The organism is Pusillimonas minor (assembly GCF_014237865.1).
GTDB lineage: Bacteria > Pseudomonadota > Gammaproteobacteria > Burkholderiales > Burkholderiaceae_B > Neopusillimonas > Neopusillimonas minor.
Map to the genome: position 1 here is coordinate 188,748 of NZ_JACJUU010000004.1, position 15,744 is coordinate 204,491.

Annotated in this window: 17 protein-coding genes and 2 tRNA genes; 8 read left to right on the forward strand and 11 right to left on the reverse strand. The window is 58.3% G+C overall.

The features are described from left to right. The first annotated feature begins 46 nt into the window (after positions 1 to 46). The 4 genes from GTU67_RS07600 (at position 47) to phaP (ending at position 3,332) form a co-directional block, all read left to right on the forward strand. Entirely contained in the window at positions 47 to 844 is a 798-nt protein-coding gene (locus tag GTU67_RS07600; RefSeq protein ID WP_185779491.1) for an EI24 domain-containing protein, read from the forward strand. Positions 845 to 864: 20 nt separating this feature from the next. Then, positions 865 to 1,662 carry a competence/damage-inducible protein A gene (locus GTU67_RS07605; protein WP_185779492.1) on the forward strand — a complete coding sequence of 266 codons (798 nt, stop codon included), beginning with the start codon at positions 865 to 867 and terminating at the stop codon, positions 1,660 to 1,662. Between the two features lie 148 nt (positions 1,663 to 1,810). Further along, a complete protein-coding gene (locus tag GTU67_RS07610) occupies positions 1,811 to 2,638 on the forward strand; it encodes an IclR family transcriptional regulator (RefSeq protein WP_185779493.1) in 828 nt (275 codons plus the stop codon). 115 nt (positions 2,639 to 2,753) lie between these two features. Then, positions 2,754 to 3,332, forward strand: a complete 579-nt coding sequence (phaP, locus tag GTU67_RS07615; protein WP_185779494.1) for a TIGR01841 family phasin — start codon at positions 2,754 to 2,756, stop codon at positions 3,330 to 3,332. A gap of 179 nt (positions 3,333 to 3,511) precedes the next feature. Here phaP and GTU67_RS07620 read toward each other — a convergent pair whose 3' ends face one another. From GTU67_RS07620 to GTU67_RS07650, 7 genes are all read right to left on the reverse strand, one after another. Next, complete coding sequence (locus tag GTU67_RS07620) at positions 3,512 to 4,561, reverse strand: quinone-dependent dihydroorotate dehydrogenase (protein WP_185779495.1); 1,050 nt, start codon at positions 4,559 to 4,561, stop codon at positions 3,512 to 3,514. Positions 4,562 to 4,564: 3 nt separating this feature from the next. Further along, on the reverse strand, positions 4,565 to 5,299 hold the full coding sequence (locus tag GTU67_RS07625; protein ID WP_185779496.1) for an arginyltransferase: 735 nt from the start codon (positions 5,297 to 5,299) through the stop codon (positions 4,565 to 4,567). Positions 5,300 to 5,341: 42 nt separating this feature from the next. Beyond that, the gene (gene aat, locus GTU67_RS07630) at positions 5,342 to 6,082 is read right to left on the reverse strand and encodes a leucyl/phenylalanyl-tRNA--protein transferase (RefSeq protein ID WP_185779497.1); all 741 of its coding nucleotides are present in this window, start codon (positions 6,080 to 6,082) and stop codon (positions 5,342 to 5,344) included. Between the two features lie 20 nt (positions 6,083 to 6,102). Next, positions 6,103 to 6,714: an NUDIX hydrolase gene (locus tag GTU67_RS07635; protein WP_185779498.1), complete on the reverse strand. Its 612-nt coding sequence runs from the start codon at positions 6,712 to 6,714 to the stop codon at positions 6,103 to 6,105. A 65-nt stretch (positions 6,715 to 6,779) separates the two neighbouring features. Beyond that, positions 6,780 to 7,382, reverse strand: a complete 603-nt coding sequence (locus GTU67_RS07640) for a DUF2946 family protein (protein ID WP_185779499.1) — start codon at positions 7,380 to 7,382, stop codon at positions 6,780 to 6,782. Between the two features lie 26 nt (positions 7,383 to 7,408). Beyond that, positions 7,409 to 7,482 (reverse strand) — tRNA-Cys (locus GTU67_RS07645). A 58-nt stretch (positions 7,483 to 7,540) separates the two neighbouring features. Next, positions 7,541 to 7,616: transfer RNA gene (locus tag GTU67_RS07650), tRNA-Gly, on the reverse strand. A 375-nt stretch (positions 7,617 to 7,991) separates the two neighbouring features. Between GTU67_RS07650 and murB the strand changes: the two genes are divergently transcribed. After that, complete coding sequence (murB, locus tag GTU67_RS07655; protein WP_185779500.1) at positions 7,992 to 9,011, forward strand: UDP-N-acetylmuramate dehydrogenase; 1,020 nt, start codon at positions 7,992 to 7,994, stop codon at positions 9,009 to 9,011. 73 nt (positions 9,012 to 9,084) lie between these two features. Here murB and dapB read toward each other — a convergent pair whose 3' ends face one another. Together dapB and GTU67_RS07665 are read right to left on the reverse strand one after the other, a co-directional pair. After that, positions 9,085 to 9,876 (reverse strand): 4-hydroxy-tetrahydrodipicolinate reductase, encoded by a 792-nt coding sequence (gene dapB / locus GTU67_RS07660; protein WP_185779501.1) that lies wholly within the window; start codon positions 9,874 to 9,876, stop codon positions 9,085 to 9,087. A gap of 10 nt (positions 9,877 to 9,886) precedes the next feature. Next, on the reverse strand, positions 9,887 to 10,426 hold the full coding sequence (locus GTU67_RS07665; protein WP_346727000.1) for an outer membrane protein assembly factor BamE: 540 nt from the start codon (positions 10,424 to 10,426) through the stop codon (positions 9,887 to 9,889). Positions 10,427 to 10,503: 77 nt separating this feature from the next. Here GTU67_RS07665 and fur point away from each other — a divergent pair, with 77 nt between their 5' ends. Continuing rightward, entirely contained in the window at positions 10,504 to 10,923 is a 420-nt protein-coding gene (fur, locus tag GTU67_RS07670) for a ferric iron uptake transcriptional regulator (RefSeq protein WP_185779502.1), read from the forward strand. A gap of 3 nt (positions 10,924 to 10,926) precedes the next feature. On the opposite strand, the gene recN is transcribed toward fur, so the two are convergent. Both recN and GTU67_RS07680 read right to left on the reverse strand, forming a co-directional pair. Continuing rightward, entirely contained in the window at positions 10,927 to 12,570 is a 1,644-nt protein-coding gene (gene recN, locus GTU67_RS07675) for a DNA repair protein RecN (RefSeq protein WP_185779503.1), read from the reverse strand. Positions 12,571 to 12,573: 3 nt separating this feature from the next. Beyond that, positions 12,574 to 13,473, reverse strand: coding sequence for an NAD kinase (locus tag GTU67_RS07680; protein WP_185779504.1), 900 nt, complete (start codon positions 13,471 to 13,473; stop codon positions 12,574 to 12,576). 123 nt (positions 13,474 to 13,596) lie between these two features. Between GTU67_RS07680 and hrcA the strand changes: the two genes are divergently transcribed. Both hrcA and hemH read left to right on the forward strand, forming a co-directional pair. Further along, the gene (hrcA, locus tag GTU67_RS07685; protein ID WP_185779505.1) at positions 13,597 to 14,607 is read left to right on the forward strand and encodes a heat-inducible transcriptional repressor HrcA; all 1,011 of its coding nucleotides are present in this window, start codon (positions 13,597 to 13,599) and stop codon (positions 14,605 to 14,607) included. Positions 14,608 to 14,630: 23 nt separating this feature from the next. After that, a complete protein-coding gene (gene hemH / locus GTU67_RS07690) occupies positions 14,631 to 15,692 on the forward strand; it encodes a ferrochelatase (protein ID WP_185779506.1) in 1,062 nt (353 codons plus the stop codon). The last annotated feature ends 52 nt before the right edge of the window (positions 15,693 to 15,744 follow it).

Genomic DNA, 15,744 nt, shown 5'->3' on the forward strand with positions numbered 1-15,744 from the left:
TTGGCTTTGGCTATGATAGTCGAATGTTTGAAAGGTCACTGAAACTATGTCTGATTCTCGTGTAGTTGCCAACGTCTCCGAACCCGTCCGGGTTACCGGTATGGCGTCGGTGGGGCAGGCGTTCCGGCGTGCGCTGGTGTCGCAGTTGCACCCCAAAATGCTGTTTGCGCTGTTTTTGCCCTTCATTATTGCGCTGCTGGGCGGCATTGTTTTGCTATGGGCGTTCTGGGCGCCGCTTACCGCCTGGCTTAGCGGCGAGGCGGCCAATTGGGGTGTGCTTGCCACGGTAGACCAATGGATGCTGGGCATCGGCCTGTTTTCTTTGCAAGCTTACCTGGTGCCTTTGCTGGCCATTGCCATTTTGCTGCCGCTATCGGGCATTTTGGGGTTGGTCATCGCCGCCATATTTGTCATGCCGCTGGTGTTGCGTCACCTCGAGCAACGCGAATACCAGGGCCTGACCAGGCAGGGGCAAATGTCCACTGCGCTGGGTATCTGGAACGCGGTCTGGGTAGGCGGGCTGTTTGCTATTGGCTGGCTGCTGACCATGCCGCTCTGGTTGTTTCCGCCGTTCCCGATTCTGTTGCCTGTTTTTTGGTGGGCATTTGCCTTTACCCGCATGCTGCGTGTCGATGCCGTCATCGAACACGCCAGCCCGGTCGAGCGCCGCATTATCTGGAAGCGGCATAACCGCAAATACTGGCTGATGGGCTTTATTCTTTCATTGATCAATCTGTTTCCGCCGGCCTGGCTGGTGTTGCCGGTATTTTCGGCACTGGTCTACGCGCACTTCAGCCTCGAGGCGTTGCGTCAGTTGCGTCAAGAAACCGTTATCGATGTCTGAATTTTATAAAAGGTGAATCAATGACATCTACTATTGTGCCTCGTGTGCGCCTGGTTATTGTGGGCGACGAAATTCTGTCCGGCCGTCGGCAAGACAAGCATTTCTCAAAGGTCATCGAACTGCTCGGTCAGCGGGGCATGCAGTTGTCGGAGGCCGAATTCGTTTCCGACGATCGCGCCAGCATTGCTGCCGTGCTCAAGCGTAGCTTCGCCACCGACGACATTGTCTTCAGTTGTGGCGGCATTGGGGCAACGCCCGACGATCAAACCCGCCAGGCTGCGGCCGAAGCGCTGGGGCTCGATCTTGCCCTGCACCCCGAAGCCGAACGCCTTATTACCGAACGTTGCGCCGAGAACGAAAAGAAAGGCGTCGGTAGTGCAGATATGTCGTTGCCCGAGAACCAGCAGCGTTTGCAAATGGGTGTGTTTCCGGTTGGGGCCGAAATCGTCCCTAATCCCTACAACAAAATCCCCGGATTTTTCATTCGCAACCACACGTTCATGCCGGGCTTTCCGGTCATGGCGTGGCCTATGCTCGAATGGACCCTCGACACACGTTACCGTCAGTTCCATCACCAAACGGTGCGTGTCGAGCATTCTTTCCTGGTGTTCGGGCTGCCCGAATCGCGCATCACGCCGGCCCTCGAAGCCCTCGAGGCGCGCTGGCCCGGCGTCAAGGCGTTCAGTCTGCCCAGCATGGGCGGCGAGGGCAAGCCGCATATCGACCTGGGCGTCAAAGGAGAGCCTCACGCCGCGGCCGAGGCCCTGGCTTTTCTGAAGAATGCGGCACAAGAGGCTGGTGGTACGTTGACGCCCTGACGTCGTTCTTTTCAGGCATAAAGGGTCGTCCTGGCGGGCCACACCACCCGCAAGTCGTTATCGGGGAATGCGTCATCAACAAAAAGGTCTTGCCAAAACGCGGCGTATTTTCATAATATGAGAATGTTGCGTTGCGTCAAAGTCAAGCATGTCCCGAACCGAACTTACGGCCCGCCCCGGGGCCGTCGCCCAAAATGCCCCTGCCGAATCGCCGATCACCATCCAGGTGCTTGAGCGCGCCATGCTGTTGCTTGATGTTCTTGCGCATCAGGCCGAACCTGTCCCGCTGAAGAATCTGGCCGCCAAAACGGGTTTGCACACGTCGACGGCGCATCGCATTCTTAACGATCTGGTCGCCGGGCGTTATGTCGAAAGGGTGGACAGCGGTCTGTATCGTCTGGGCATGCGCTTGCTTGAACTCGGTTCGTTGGTCAAAGGGCGCCTGAGTGTGCGCGAGGTCGCTCTTGAGCCGATGCGTGCCTTACACAAGCTTACCGGGCAAACCGTTAATTTGTCGGTGCAGCAAAACGACGAGATCGTCTATATCGAGCGGGCCTGGAGCGAGCGTTCGGGCATGCAGGTGGTGCGTGCCATTGGCGGGCGTGCGCCTTTGCACTTAACCTCTACCGGAAAATTGTTTTTATCGGCTAGCGATCCTCGCCAGGTCAAGGCCTACATCATGCGCACGGGGCTGACTGGCGCAACGCCTAACAGCATTACTCAGGCCGAGACGCTTGAAAAAGAACTTACCCTGGTGCGCCGCACGGGCTATTCGCGCGATAACGAAGAGCTGGAGCTGGGAGTTCGTTGTATAGCAGCCGGCATTTACGATGACGCCGGTAATTTGCAGGCGGGGCTGTCAATTTCGGCGCCTGCCGAACGTATGCGCGACGAATGGATTGACGTCTTGCTCAAGACCGCCGGCAGCATTTCCGAGGCGCTGGGCTTTGAGGGTGGGCCAATCGGTGGGCGCTGAAAAGCCTTGTTCCAAATTTATTGCACTGCAATAAAAAATTCATTGACATGTTGTTTTTAAAGGGTTAAATTGTTTTTGTGCAACGCAGCATAACCCTTATTTAAAGGAAAACACCATGAGCGCAATTCCCCAACAATTTTTTGCCAACCAGAAAGCCTCGCTTGACAAGATCCTGGCTGCTCAGGGTTCGATCTTCGGCGGCTTCGAAAAACTGGTTGATCTGAACCTTAAAGTGATGAAGGCAACGTTTGAAGACGTCGCCCAGAAATCGCAAGAAGCCGTTGATGTTAAAGACCCCCAGGAAGCCGTCGCTTTTACCTCGGGTCTGGTACAGCCTAATGCCGACAAGGCACTGGCTTACGGCAAACACGTTTACGACATCATGTCGTCGGTTCAGTCCGATCTGGCACGTCTTGCCGAAGAGCAGCTGGCCCAGGGCCAGAAACAGATGCACGACACCATTGACCAGTTGGCCAAAAACGCACCCACCGGTACCGAAGGCGCCATTGCTTTGCTGAAGTCGTCGGTAGCTTCGGCCAATACGGCTTACGAGACCGTTGCCAAGGCAGCCAAGCAGGCCAGCGAAGCGGCTGAGTCGAACATCACGGCAGCTACTAACGCCACCTTCAAGGCAGCATCCGAAGCCGCCGAAGTGGTTAAATCGGCCACGCCTCGTACGCGCCGCGCTTCGTAATACAAGCGGCAAGTTGCCCGGCGCGTTTTGCCGGCAGCTTGCGGGCAGGTTGTCTTTTAGTGTGCGTTGCCCGCTAAAAAACCCGGTAGCCTGCCCTTGAACTACACCCCAAATGTTGGATGCTCATCCAGCCTTTGGGGTGTTTTTCATGGACCGCTGCGGCGCAACGGCCGACGCGCTTATTTTTTAAGCGCCGAAAGGCTGCGTACGCATTCGCCGATAAGTGCGGGGCCGCGATAGATAAGGCCCGTATAAAGCTGGACGGCGTTGGCACCGGCCTGTATCTTTTCGACGGCCTGGCGCCCGCCGCTAATGCCGCCGACGCCAATAATGGCAAAATCAGGCCCCAGTTGTTCGCGCAGGCGACGAATGACCGCCAGCGACAAGGCGTGTACGGGCGGGCCCGACAAGCCGCCGATTTCTTCGGCATGCGGCAGGCCTTTGACCGCATCGCGCGACAGCGTTGTGTTGGTGGCAATGACACCATCAACACCATGGCGACCCAGCACGTCTGCAATGACATCCACCTGTTCGGTAGATAAGTCAGGGGCAATTTTTACCACCAGAGGCACGCGTTTACTATGCAGGTCTTCAAGTGCCTTGCGCTTTTCGGCCAGTGCCGACAGCAGGCCGCCCAGTTCGTCTTGCCCTTGCAGGGCACGCAGGTTTTGCGTGTTGGGCGATGAAATATTCACGGTCACGTAGTCGGCGTGTGGGTAGACACCTTCAAGGCCGATCAGGTAGTCGTCTACTGCCCGCTCGATGGGCGTGGCCGCATTTTTACCGATATTGAGCCCGACAATGCCGCCCTGTTGGCGCCACTGGCTGCGTTGTACGTTTTGCAGGAAGACATCGAGCCCGCGATTATTGAACCCCAGCCGGTTGATCAGTGCATTGGCGGTCGGCAGGCGGAACATGCGCGGCTTTGGGTTGCCGTCTTGGGGTTTGGGCGTTACGGTGCCAACCTCGATGAAGCCGAACCCCAGGTTGGCGAGGGCGTCGATGTGCGCACCGTTTTTGTCTAACCCGGCGGCCAGCCCGACCGGGTTGCGCAATTGCAGCCCCATGAGCTGCGTGGGCAAGTTGGGCGCGCTATGCATGAGGCGGCGGGTAAAGGCGCAGTCGTAGGCTTTTTGCAAAGACGACAGCGTCAGCTCGTGTGCGTGCTCGGCGTCTAGCGAGAAGAGGGCGGGGCGGGTAAACGAATAAGCGTTAAACAGTAATGACATGGCTCAGCCGGCCAAGGGTTCGGGGGTGAGCCAAACGCCGTTGACGTAGATTTGATGGGGGCGAAAAACAGACTTGTACGCCATTTTACGGCTTTCATGAATCCAGTACCCCAGGTAGAGCCAGGGCAGGCCCAGTTCGCGGCATCGCCCAATTTGCCAAAGTACGCCGTATGTTCCCAGGCTGCCTGCCGCGGTAGGGTCGAAAAAGGTGTAAACGGCCGATAAGCCCGTATCAAGTACGTCGACAATGGACACCATTTTCAGTTCGCCGTCGGGGGTGCGGAATTCGACGACGGCGGTTTCGACCCTGCTGCTCAGTAAAAATTGCGTGTATTGGGCTTCGCTGTCGTCGTCCATGCCTGCATTGGGGTGCCGCGTCCCGATGTATTGCTGATAAAGCCGATAGTGATCCGGGTGGAACTCAAGCGGAAGGACGCTGGCCTTTAGCGAGGCATGCCGCTTTGCGATGCGCTTTTGCGTGCGCGTGGGCACAAAATTATTGGCATCGACCCGAATGGGCTTGCAGGCCTGACACTGGTCGCAGTGCGGGCGATAAGTAAAAATGCCGCTGCGACGAAAACCCTGTTCGACCAGGCGACTGTACAGCGTGGTGTCGATAAGATGATTGGGGGCGGCAACCTGAGAGCGTGCGTTGCGACCTTCCAGGTAGCTGCACGGGTAGGCGGCTGTGGCGTAAAACTGCAGCGTTTGGCAATGGGGGTCGGTAGGACGGCTCATGACAGGGCACCGGGGTTGTTTGCCCTTCAATTATGGATGCTTTCAGGGTAATGGCGCAATCGTGCCGTCTTGCAATATCGTGCCAGTACGCCACGGTGGCGTGGGCTTGCCTAGCGCAGCGTTAAGCCAGCCCAAGAAAACAGGCCTGGGCACCGGCCTGGCGCCCAGGCTGGCCAGGTGCGGGGTTTCTTGCTGACAGTCAATGTGCTCGACCCCGTGGCGTTTCAAAAAGCTGGTCAGGTACACCAGTGCAAGCTTCGAGGCGTCCGGGGCGCGGCTGAACATGGATTCACCAAAAAAGAAGCCGCCCAGGCTGACACCGTACAGGCCGCCTATCAGTGCGCCGTCGAGCCAGGTTTCGATGCTGTGGGCTTTGCCCTGGTTGTGCAAGGCGCCATAGGCGGCCTTGATTTGCGGCGATATCCAGGTGCCGGGCTGTCCCTTTCGCGGGGCGCTGCAGGCGTCGATGACCTGACTGAATGCGGTGTCGACACGAATGTTCAGGCCTGGGTTGGCCGTCGACGCTGAACGTTTGAGTTGCCGCAGTTTTTTGGCCATGGTGTGTGAAATGACCAGGTCATTGCAGGCCAGCACCATGCGTGGGTCGGGGCTCCACCACAAGACCGGGTCGCCTTCGTTGAACCAGGGGAAAATCCCCTTGCGATAGGCGGCTTCGAGGCGTGCCGGGCCAAGGTCAAGGCCCGCCGCCAGCAGCCCGTCGGGGTGGGCATCGCTGGGGTCAGGCAGCGGTTCGTGCGGCGCAACCCAGGGTAAAACTGTCATGCCAGAAAGACGAACGCGGGTTAGTAGTCGCGTTTGGGCAGCGAAACTTCGTAGTAGTGCACCGGCGGGTGAGCCCCGGGCTTGAAGTGACCGTGTTTTTTGTCTTCAAGGTAGTGTTCAAGCGTTGTGATGACCGTACGGAACGCGAGTTCCGGCCAGGGGATTTCATCTTCGGTAAAGAAGCGGGCCTCGAGGCTTTCTGGTCCGGGGGCGAGGTCCGGGCTGAGTACCTGCGCAAGATAAAAGAAATGGACCTGTTCGGCGTGGGGTACATCGATAACGGTGTACAGCGGCCCCAGCTCGATCTGGGCGCCGGCCTCTTCCTGGGTTTCACGCATGGCGCCCTGGGCCGTGGTTTCGCCCAGCTCCATGAAGCCGGCGGGCAAGGTCCATTTGTCGTAGCGCGGCTCTATGCCGCGCCGGCACAGCAGTATTTTGTCTTCCCATACAGGCAACACGCCCACAACATTGCGCGGGTTTTGGTAATGAACCGCGCCGCAGCTTTCGCATACGGCCCGCAAACGGTTGTCGTCGGGCGGGGTCAGGTAGGTGATGTGTGCCGCACATTGGCTACAAAATTTTTGCGCGCGCGGTGCGGGGAAGTAAAAGGATGATGCGGGTTGGGTGGCCATAAGAAATTATTCTTTTCTGTGTTGCGAAGCGTGGTGCATTGCGCCTAAGCATAGCGTAATGCAGGTCAGCGCACAAAACCCAGAAGTGTTTCGATATGGCTTGCTGCACAAAAGTGCAGCGTGGCAGGGTGTGTTTGTGCCGGTGCCAGTGCAGGGGCAACGACAATCGCGTTAGTGCCGACAGCGTCCAGCGCGTCTGCCAGCGGCTGCCCGTCGGGCGTATGCAGCGTGTCGAGCAATGCCGGTAAATCGCGACCCGCAATTAACCCGGGACCCAGATTTGTTTGTGCATACAGGTGGCCTTCGTCGTCGAGCCACCAGGCGTTGACGCTGTCGATAACAGCCCCGGTGTGCGCTTGCAGACCGGTAGTGTTGTCGTTGATGCGCAGTATTAACGGTGCGGCGTCGAGTCTGACATAGACTTTTTGCGGCCCGTTCTGAAAATACCAGCGCCCGGCGTCGTCGGCCATGTAATTACGGCTTATAAAGCCCGTAATTTGCGGGTTGCTGATGGATTCGCCTTCGGGGTATTGGCCGCTGTCGTTAAGGGCCAGCGCGTTACCCGTGGGGTGCAGACGCCATTGGCCGTTGCGGGTTAAAGACAGCCAGCCGAAAACATCGGGGACGTTTGGCCAGCGAGCCATTGCGGCACGAACGAGGTCATCCATGGGCAGGCCGATAGGGGAAGGGGGGATGGAGGCGCAACTCGGAATCGAACCGGGGTACACGGATTTGCAATCCGCTGCATAACCACTCTGCCATTGCGCCAATACGTACTAAATTGTACGTAAAAAAGGGAAGCTTTGTGGGCTTCCCTTTTGGTATTTGGAGCGGGAAACGAGTCTCGAACTCGCGACCTCAACCTTGGCAAGGTTGCGCTCTACCAACTGAGCTATTCCCGCGTGGTGCGCACTTTTCAGTGTCTTCCTGTTGGCTTGCTAGCCCCAAGAAGCTTTGCATTATAACCTGTTTTTTTTGTTTTGCAAACTTAAAAACCGTTTTTTTAACTTGTTTTTAAATTTTTACTGCACTACAAAATGTCTTGGCTACTGACTGCAACACTTTCTGCGCTTGCCACATTCAGCTTTGTCTTTATGGTTTTACTTTCGTAAAAGCTTCAAAAGCTGTGTTGTTTCTGGCAAGACCAAAATAATAGCACAAAATTAAATTTGTGCGCAAATGGGTGCGGTTTTTTTAAAGCCAACCGTTGCATTGGTGGCTGTTGGCTCATGGTGTAATAGCTGTCTTTCGCCCGTTTGTGTCTACGAGGCCTGCACATGTCTTTGTCTGTCGAACCCAAAGATCTTTCGTCCATGAATACCCTGGGGCTGGCGTCGCATGCCGACGCTTGCGTTGTATTTACCGATGACGCCCAGTTGCCCGACCTCACCCGTTTGGCGCGAACGTACGAACGCACGTTGGTGCTGGGGGGCGGAAGCAATGTGGTTCTTGCAGCGCAGGTGTCGGGGCTGGTTGTTTGTACGCGTACTCAAGGCGTTGCCTTGGTCGGCGAAACGCCGGATGCCTGGTTGGTCGAGGCCCAGGCGGGCGAAACCTGGCACAAGTTTGTTGATACGTGCCTTGCCAATGGATGGGCGGGCCTGGAAAACCTGGCGCTTATACCGGGTACCGTGGGGGCCGCGCCGGTACAAAATATCGGCGCCTATGGCGTCGAACTCGATACCCGTATCGATCAGGTCCACGCCTGGGACATTCAGCAGGGTGAAAGCCGGGTGTTTTCGCGCGATGAATGCGCGTTTTTGTACCGCGATAGTTTCTTCAAACGGCAGCCGCCTGGTCGGTGGCTGATTACACGCGTCAGGTTCCGGCTGGCAAAGCAATGGGTGCCGCAATTGGCATACCCCGATTTGTCGGCGTGCCGCGAATCGGCCGCTGCCGGCCGCATTACGCCACGACAGGTGTTTGATGCGGTCTGCGCCATCAGGCAAAGCAAATTGCCCGACCCGGCCGTGCTGGGTAATGCGGGCAGCTTCTTTAAAAATCCGGTGGTCGATGCATCGGCATGGCAACGCCTTAAAGCTGGCCTTCCCGATCTGGTCGGCTACCCGCAGCCCGACGGTACGTTTAAACTGGCAGCCGGCTGGCTGATAGATCGTGCCGGCTGGAAAGGGCGCCGCCGGGGCGCGGTGGGTGTGCACGACCGGCAAGCGCTTGTATTGGTGAATTTTGGCAGGGCAACGTCAACAGAGCTGCTGGCGCTGGCGCAAGATATTTGCGCCGATGTCTATGCCCGCTTTGGGGTTCGGCTAGAGCAAGAGCCCGTGCTGGTGGCTTAACTTGCAGCGGGCAAGAGGCCCGGCCTGCTGCAAGGCCGGTTCTCTGTTCTTATAACCACAAGGCTTGTTCTTGTTAACTGGACAGCACGTCTTGCATGTCGAACAGGCCGAATTCTTTACGCGCCAGGTAACGCGCGGCACGCAGGCTGCCTTGGGCGTAGGTGGTCCGGCTGCTAGAGCGGTGCGAGATCTCGATGCGTTCGCCGGCACCGCAGAAAAACACCGTGTGGTCGCCCACAATATCGCCGCCGCGCATGACCGAAAAACCAATGCGGCCGTCTTCACGCGCGCCGGTATGGCCGTGGCGGGCCCAATCGGCGATGTCGTCGAGCTTTTCGCCCCACGCCCGCGCAACGGTTTCGCCCATGGCCAATGCGGTGCCCGAGGGGGCGTCGACCTTGTTGCGATGGTGAGCCTCGAAGACTTCGACGTCGTAGCCGCTATTAAGCAGGCGTGCCGCCATGTCGAGCAACTTGAGGGTGGCGTTGACCCCTACGCTCATGTTGGGGGCGAACACAATGGCTGTTTTTTGGCTGGCGGCCTGAATGGCCTGCTTGCCCGCGATATCGAAGCCTGTTGTGCCTATAACGCACTTGACCTTATGTTTGACGCAGGCCTCGAGGTGAGTGAGCGTGCCTTCAGGGCGTGTGAAGTCGATGAGGCAGTCGGCGTGACTTAATGCGTCGAGGTCGTCGGTAATGTGTACGCCCGTCGTGTGGCCCAAAAAGCCCCCGGCGTCTTGGCCTATGCAGGCCGAACCGGTGCGATCAAGCGCAACGGTGAGCGTCAGGTCGGGCGAATTGATGACAGCTTCGATCAGCATGCGGCCCATGCGGCCGTCGGATCCTGCAATGGCGATGCGCATAGGGGGTCTCTTAGCGTAAGGGTTCGGAAACAGGCTGGCTTTGAATCACTGCAGCCGGTGTGCGCTCGGGGTTGATCTCGACTTCGGTGTTGGGGCCGGCGCGGCGTTCGATGGCTGCTTTGCGGGCGTCGGCGTCTTCGGGTGCGCTTTCGGCCGAACCGGCACCCGAATCACTCTTTTCGAAGGGCTGGCGGTCGGGCATTTGGTCTCCGGCCCACCGGACCAGTACGTCGCCGTCGAACCAAACGGTGAACTTGCGCTCTTCTTCTTCGCCGTAACCGGGCTTGTTGTAGTAGGGGTAGTCCCAGCGGTCGTTGCGGAAAATGTCTTGCAGGGTGGGGGTGCCCAGAATGAATCGCACTTGCTCTCGGGTCATGCCGGGCTCGAGGCGCGCGACTTGCTCGGCAGTAACCCAGTTGCCCTGCTGAACGTCGGCCCGGTAAGGGAAGCCCCACTTGGTGCCACCACACGCGGTGAGTGTCAGGGCCAGCGCACCAACGGCCAGGCCAGTGCGCAACGTTGAAAATAATGGTTTAGCAGTCGTAAGCACGAAGCGCCCCTGTGATTCAGGTTGAATAAAACCGTTATGATAAAGGCATAATGTCCACCTGCCCGAGAGCCTCGAACATGAATGAACAAAACGAACTGAAAAACATGGGTCTTAAGGCAACGTTTCCGCGCCTTAAAATTCTGGATGTTTTCCGTAAATCAGACACACGCCACCACAGCGCCGAAGACGTTTACCGCGCCCTTATCGCCGAAGATATCGATATTGGCCTGGCAACCGTTTACCGCGTGCTGACGCAGTTTGAACAGGCAGGTATTCTAACGCGTAGCCAGTTCGATGGGGGCAAGGCCGTTTTCGAGCTTAACGACGGCGATCACCACGACCACCTTATTTGTACCAACTGTGGCAAGGTGGTCGAGTTTACCGACCCCGAGATCGAAAAGCGTCAGCACCTGATTGCCGATCAAAAAAACTTTACGCTCGAAAGCCACACCATGATGCTGTATGGCATTTGCGGGTCGTGCCAGAAGAAAAAATAAGCTTCAGGCCCCCAGCATTTCGGCGGCATGCTGACGCGTTGTGTCGGTAATGCTTAGCCCACCCAACATGCGCGCTATCTCTTCGATGCGCGCTTTTTTGTTTAGTAGCTCGATGCGCGAGGCAGTTTTGCCTTTGTGCTGAGACTTGCTGACCCTGAAGTGATGGTTGCCGCAAGCCGCCACCTGGGGCAAGTGTGTGACGCACAGTACCTGATGGCGCTCGCCCAGCGCCCCCAGCAGTTTGCCCACGACTTCGGCCACCCCGCCGCCAATACCACTGTCGACCTCGTCGAAAATAAGCGTAGGGACGCGTGCGGCCTGGCTGGCGATGACCGATAGCGCCAGCGATAGCCGGGCCAGTTCGCCGCCCGAGGCCACCTTGGCCAGCGGGCGGGGCTGTGTGCCGGTGTGGGCTGCCACTAAAAACTCGATGGTTTCGGTACCGTTGGGGCCGGGCGCGCAAGGGCTGATGGCCACATCGAAGCGCCCGCCGGCCATGGCCAGCGTTTGCATGGCTTGTGTAACGGCCGGTGCCATGATGCTGGCGGCTTTTTTGCGGGCAGCCGCCAGCCGGGCGGCCGAGGCCGTGTAATGGTCTTGTGCTGCCTGGGCTTTGGCCTCGAGGGCGGCCAGGTCGATACCCGCTTGTGTTTCGTGAAGGCGCTCGCGCAGGCGGGCAGTCAATGCGGGGATTTCTTCGGGTTCGACGCGGAATTTGCGTGCGGCGTCGAAGATGGCCGACATGCGTGCTTCGGCTTGTTCGAGCGCGTCGGGGTCGAGGTCGAGCTTGCTGATGTAGCTGTTCAGGTCAGAGATGGCCTCGGCGGTGGCGATGCGCGCCGACTCGAGGGCGTCGCAAATGACCGAGAGTTGCGCGTCGTGGCGCAGTATGCCCTGCAGTCGGTGCGCTGCCGTGTTCAGGATGTGATGTGCGCCGGCGGTGTCGTCATCGAGCGCGCTTAAGGCCTGTGTCGCGTTTTCGAGCAACGATTGCGCATGCGCCAGCCGGTTGTGTTCTGCCGACAGGGCGTCCCATTCGCCTTCGGCCAGATTCAGTTGTTCGAGTTCGTTGACTTGCCACTCCAGCCGGTTTTGTTCTTCTTGCAGGGTGTCGGTGTGTGCACGTGCATCGTTGAGCTGTTTGGCCAGTGTTTGCCAGGCTTGCCACGCTTGCGCCACATGCTGGACCAGGTCGGTATGGCGACCTTGGGTGTCGAGCAGTTCGCGCTGGCTGCCCGGTTTGAGCAGGCTTTGATGGGCGTGCTGGCCATGGATATCGACCAGTTGTTCGCCCAGTTCGCGCAGTTGGCCCAGTGTGGCGGGCACCCCGTTAATGTAGGCGCGGCTTTTGCCTTGCTGGTCAATCACGCGACGAAGCATCAGGGCATCGTCGGTATCAAGGTCGTGTTCGGCCAGCCAGCCGGCCAGGTTGTCGGGCACGTTAAATACTGCGCTGATGTCGGCCTTGTCGGCGCCGTCGCGAATAAACGCGGTATCGGCGCGGGCGCCCAGCACCAGCGACAGGGCATCGATAAGAATTGACTTGCCGGCGCCCGTTTCGCCCGAAAACACCGTGAAACCCGAGTCGAACTGGATTTCGGAGTGCTCGACAATGACGAAATCGGTAAGGCTCAGGGATTGCAACATGGTTTATTCGGTCTCGTCTGACAAGGTGGGCATCTGGTTCCAGAGCAATTTACGCCGCAACGTCGAGAAAAAGCTGTAGCCGGAGGGGTGCACGAAGCGGATGGTGTCTTGTGCACGCCGCACTTCGATGCGGTCGCCGGCCTGGCATTCGGACCACGTCTGCATATCGAAGTGAACGCTGGCGCCCGACTCGACCCGGCTGAGCGAGGTAATGGTAATGCTGAGCACGCCGCTGTCGGGGATGACGATGGGCCGGTTTGACAAGGTTTGCGGTGCGACCGGTACCAGCAGCATGGTGCGCAGTTGCGGGTGCAGTATGGGGCCGTTGGCCGACAGCGCATAAGCGGTCGAGCCCGTAGGGGTAGAGATGATCAGACCGTCTGCGCGCTGGTTGTACATCAGGTTGCCGTCCAGCTCGACCCCCAGTTCGATCATGCCGCCGCGGCCTGCACGGTTGATGACCACATCGTTCAGGGCCACCCCGGAAAACATCACCTGGTCGCCGCGCATGACCCGACCTTCAAGTAAGATGCGCTCTTCGATGTTGAAGTTGCCTTCGATGACGCGTGTTAAAGCGGCAGCCGCCGACTGCAACGGGATATCGGTAATAAACCCAAGCCGGCCGTGGTTGATGCCAATAAGGGGCACGTGGGCCCGCGCCAGCATGCGGGCTGCGCCCAGCATGGTGCCGTCGCCGCCCATAATAACGGCCAGGTCGGCCTGGCCGCCGATTTCGGCGTACGACGCGACGGTGTATTCGGTAACCCCGGTATTGATGGCGGTATCGGTTTCGACAAGAACGCGGCACCCTGCTTTTTCGAGGGTCGCGGCCAGTTCGCGCAGCGGTGCGTCAAGCCCGCTGTCCTGGTAGCGCCCGACCAACGCTACAGTATTGAAATGCATTGTGCCGATACCTTGTTTATGATGTTTGGGTTCAGATAAATTTATTATATGTTCCACAAGCGTTTGTTGTTGTACCCGGAACGACAACTTTGTCTTCCGGAGGCGTAAGGTTTAAACATGGACATGGACGACAGAGCCAAAGCCCTGCTCAAGGCACTCATCGAGCGCTATATTGCCGATGGGCAACCCGTGGGGTCGCGCACGCTTTCAAAAATGTTCGAGCTGTCGCCGGCCACCATTCGTAATGTCATGGCCGACCTCGAAGAGCTGGGGCTTATTCATAGCCCGCATACCTCGGCCGGCCGTGTGCCTACGCCACGGGGGTATCGCCTGTTCGTCGATCGCCTGCTGGCTACACAGCGCTTCGAAGTGCTGCAACCCAGTCAAATACGCGAAATGCTGCCGGCATCCGAGCCAACCCGGGCCGTGAATGCCGCCGCTAATTTGTTGTCGAACCTGACCCGTTTTGCCGGCGTGGTGCTGGCACCTAAACGTTCGCAAGTGTTTCGGCAAATCGAGTTCATCCGTCTTTCCGACAAGCGCGTTCTGCTCATTATCGTGACGCCCGATGGCGATGTGCAAAACCGCATTTTGTTTGTTCAGCGCGATTACCTCGACCAAGAGCTCACAGAGGCCAGCAATTTTTTCAATGCGCACTTTGCCGGCAGGTCGTTTGACGAAGTTCGTGAAGCCATCACCAACGAGCTGTCATCGCTTAAAGAAGACATTTCACGTCTGATGCAGCAGGCCGTCGAGGCGGGCACGGCGTCTGACGGCAGTGACGACGGCGTCGTCATTTCCGGCGAAAGCAAATTGCTCGACATTTCCGATATCGCCTCCGACATGGATCGTCTGCGTCGCATGTTTGCGCTTTTCGAGAAAAAAACCGATCTGCTACAGCTGCTCGATGTCTCCAGCCGGGCACACGGTGTGCAAATTTACATTGGCGGCGATTCACAGCTTGTCCCGCTTGAAGACGTCTCGGTCATTACAGCGCCCTATGGTATCGACGGTAAAATTGTCGGCACCCTCGGCGTGATCGGGCCTACCCGTATGGCTTACGATCGCGTCATTCCTATTGTCGACATCACGGCGCGCCTGCTTTCAAACGCGCTAAGTCACAACACGTCCTGACCCCGATTCTTTCAAGGCCTTTCATGTCCAGTTTTTTGCCGTCACGTTACTTGCCCGAAACGCCTGACCCTCATGGCCTTGACCCCAACCCGCCGGCGCGTGCCGACGGCCCCGTCGGTGTATTGCTGGTCAATCTGGGCACGCCCGACGCGCCCACTGCGCCCGCCATTCGCCGGTATTTATCCGAATTCTTGTCCGACCCGCGCGTTATCGAGATCCCGCAATGGGCGTGGCAATTTATATTGCAGGGCATTATTTTGCGCATCCGGCCTCGCAAGCTGGTGCCGCGCTATGAAGGTATCTGGCTTGAAAACGGTTCGCCGTTAACGGTTTATAGCCAGGTGCAGGCCGACCGCGTGCAAAGCCTGTTGGGCGAGCAGGGTCACAATGTGCATGTGGTGCTGGCCATGCGCTACGGCAACCCTTCGGTGGCCCAGGGTGTCGAGGCCCTGCGTGCCAAGGGGTGCGAACGCATACTTACCGTGCCCATGTACCCGCAGTATGCCGCCAGTACCACCGCCACAGCCGTCGATGCCGTTTGCGCCTATGCCGCACGTTTGCGTAACCAGCCCGAAATGCGCTTTGTAAAGCGCTACCCCACCTTGCCTGCCTATATTCAGGCCATGACCGACAAGGTTCGTGCCGTGTGGCAGTCGCAGGGCAAACCCGAGCGTCTGTTGCTGAGTTTTCATGGTTTGCCTCAGCGCACCATTAACCAGGGCGATCCTTACCACCGCGACTGCATGGAAACCGCCGCCGCATTAAGGCAAAGCCTGGGCGAAGACGGCCACTTGGTGCATGTGTCGTTCCAAAGCCGCTTTGGCGCCGAAAAATGGTTGCAGCCTTACACCGAGCCCACGCTGAAAGCCTGGGCCGAACAGGGGGTACGTCGCGTCGACGTCATGTGCCCGGGGTTTCTGGCCGATTGCCTCGAAACACTCGAGGAAATCCAGGTGGAATGTCGCGAGGCCTTTTTGCATGGCGGGGGCGAACAGTTTCGCTATATCGAATGTCTGAATGACGACGAAACCTGGGCGCAGGGCCTGACGGGTCTGGTCAAGCAGCATTTGCAAGGCTGGCTGTAAAAGGGCGGTATTCGGCCTTGTGGCGCGCCCGACCAAGGGGCCGACAGTCGGG

Excerpts from the sequence above, each read along its gene's own strand:
- GTU67_RS07600 (WP_185779491.1), top strand. The coding sequence starts at position 47 with ATGTCTGATTCTCGTGTAGTTGCCAACGTCTCCGAACCCGTCCGGGTT.
- GTU67_RS07605 (WP_185779492.1), top strand. The coding sequence starts at position 865 with ATGACATCTACTATTGTGCCTCGTGTGCGCCTGGTTATTGTGGGCGAC.
- GTU67_RS07610 (WP_185779493.1), top strand. The coding sequence starts at position 1,811 with ATGTCCCGAACCGAACTTACGGCCCGCCCCGGGGCCGTCGCCCAAAAT.
- phaP (WP_185779494.1), top strand. The coding sequence starts at position 2,754 with ATGAGCGCAATTCCCCAACAATTTTTTGCCAACCAGAAAGCCTCGCTT.
- GTU67_RS07620 (WP_185779495.1), bottom strand. The coding sequence starts at position 4,561 with ATGTCATTACTGTTTAACGCTTATTCGTTTACCCGCCCCGCCCTCTTC.
- GTU67_RS07625 (WP_185779496.1), bottom strand. The coding sequence starts at position 5,299 with ATGAGCCGTCCTACCGACCCCCATTGCCAAACGCTGCAGTTTTACGCC.
- aat (WP_185779497.1), bottom strand. The coding sequence starts at position 6,082 with ATGACAGTTTTACCCTGGGTTGCGCCGCACGAACCGCTGCCTGACCCC.
- GTU67_RS07635 (WP_185779498.1), bottom strand. The coding sequence starts at position 6,714 with ATGGCCACCCAACCCGCATCATCCTTTTACTTCCCCGCACCGCGCGCG.
- GTU67_RS07640 (WP_185779499.1), bottom strand. The coding sequence starts at position 7,382 with ATGGATGACCTCGTTCGTGCCGCAATGGCTCGCTGGCCAAACGTCCCC.
- murB (WP_185779500.1), top strand. The coding sequence starts at position 7,992 with ATGTCTTTGTCTGTCGAACCCAAAGATCTTTCGTCCATGAATACCCTG.
- dapB (WP_185779501.1), bottom strand. The coding sequence starts at position 9,876 with ATGCGCATCGCCATTGCAGGATCCGACGGCCGCATGGGCCGCATGCTG.
- fur (WP_185779502.1), top strand. The coding sequence starts at position 10,504 with ATGAATGAACAAAACGAACTGAAAAACATGGGTCTTAAGGCAACGTTT.
- recN (WP_185779503.1), bottom strand. The coding sequence starts at position 12,570 with ATGTTGCAATCCCTGAGCCTTACCGATTTCGTCATTGTCGAGCACTCC.
- GTU67_RS07680 (WP_185779504.1), bottom strand. The coding sequence starts at position 13,473 with ATGCATTTCAATACTGTAGCGTTGGTCGGGCGCTACCAGGACAGCGGG.
- hrcA (WP_185779505.1), top strand. The coding sequence starts at position 13,597 with ATGGACGACAGAGCCAAAGCCCTGCTCAAGGCACTCATCGAGCGCTAT.
- hemH (WP_185779506.1), top strand. The coding sequence starts at position 14,631 with ATGTCCAGTTTTTTGCCGTCACGTTACTTGCCCGAAACGCCTGACCCT.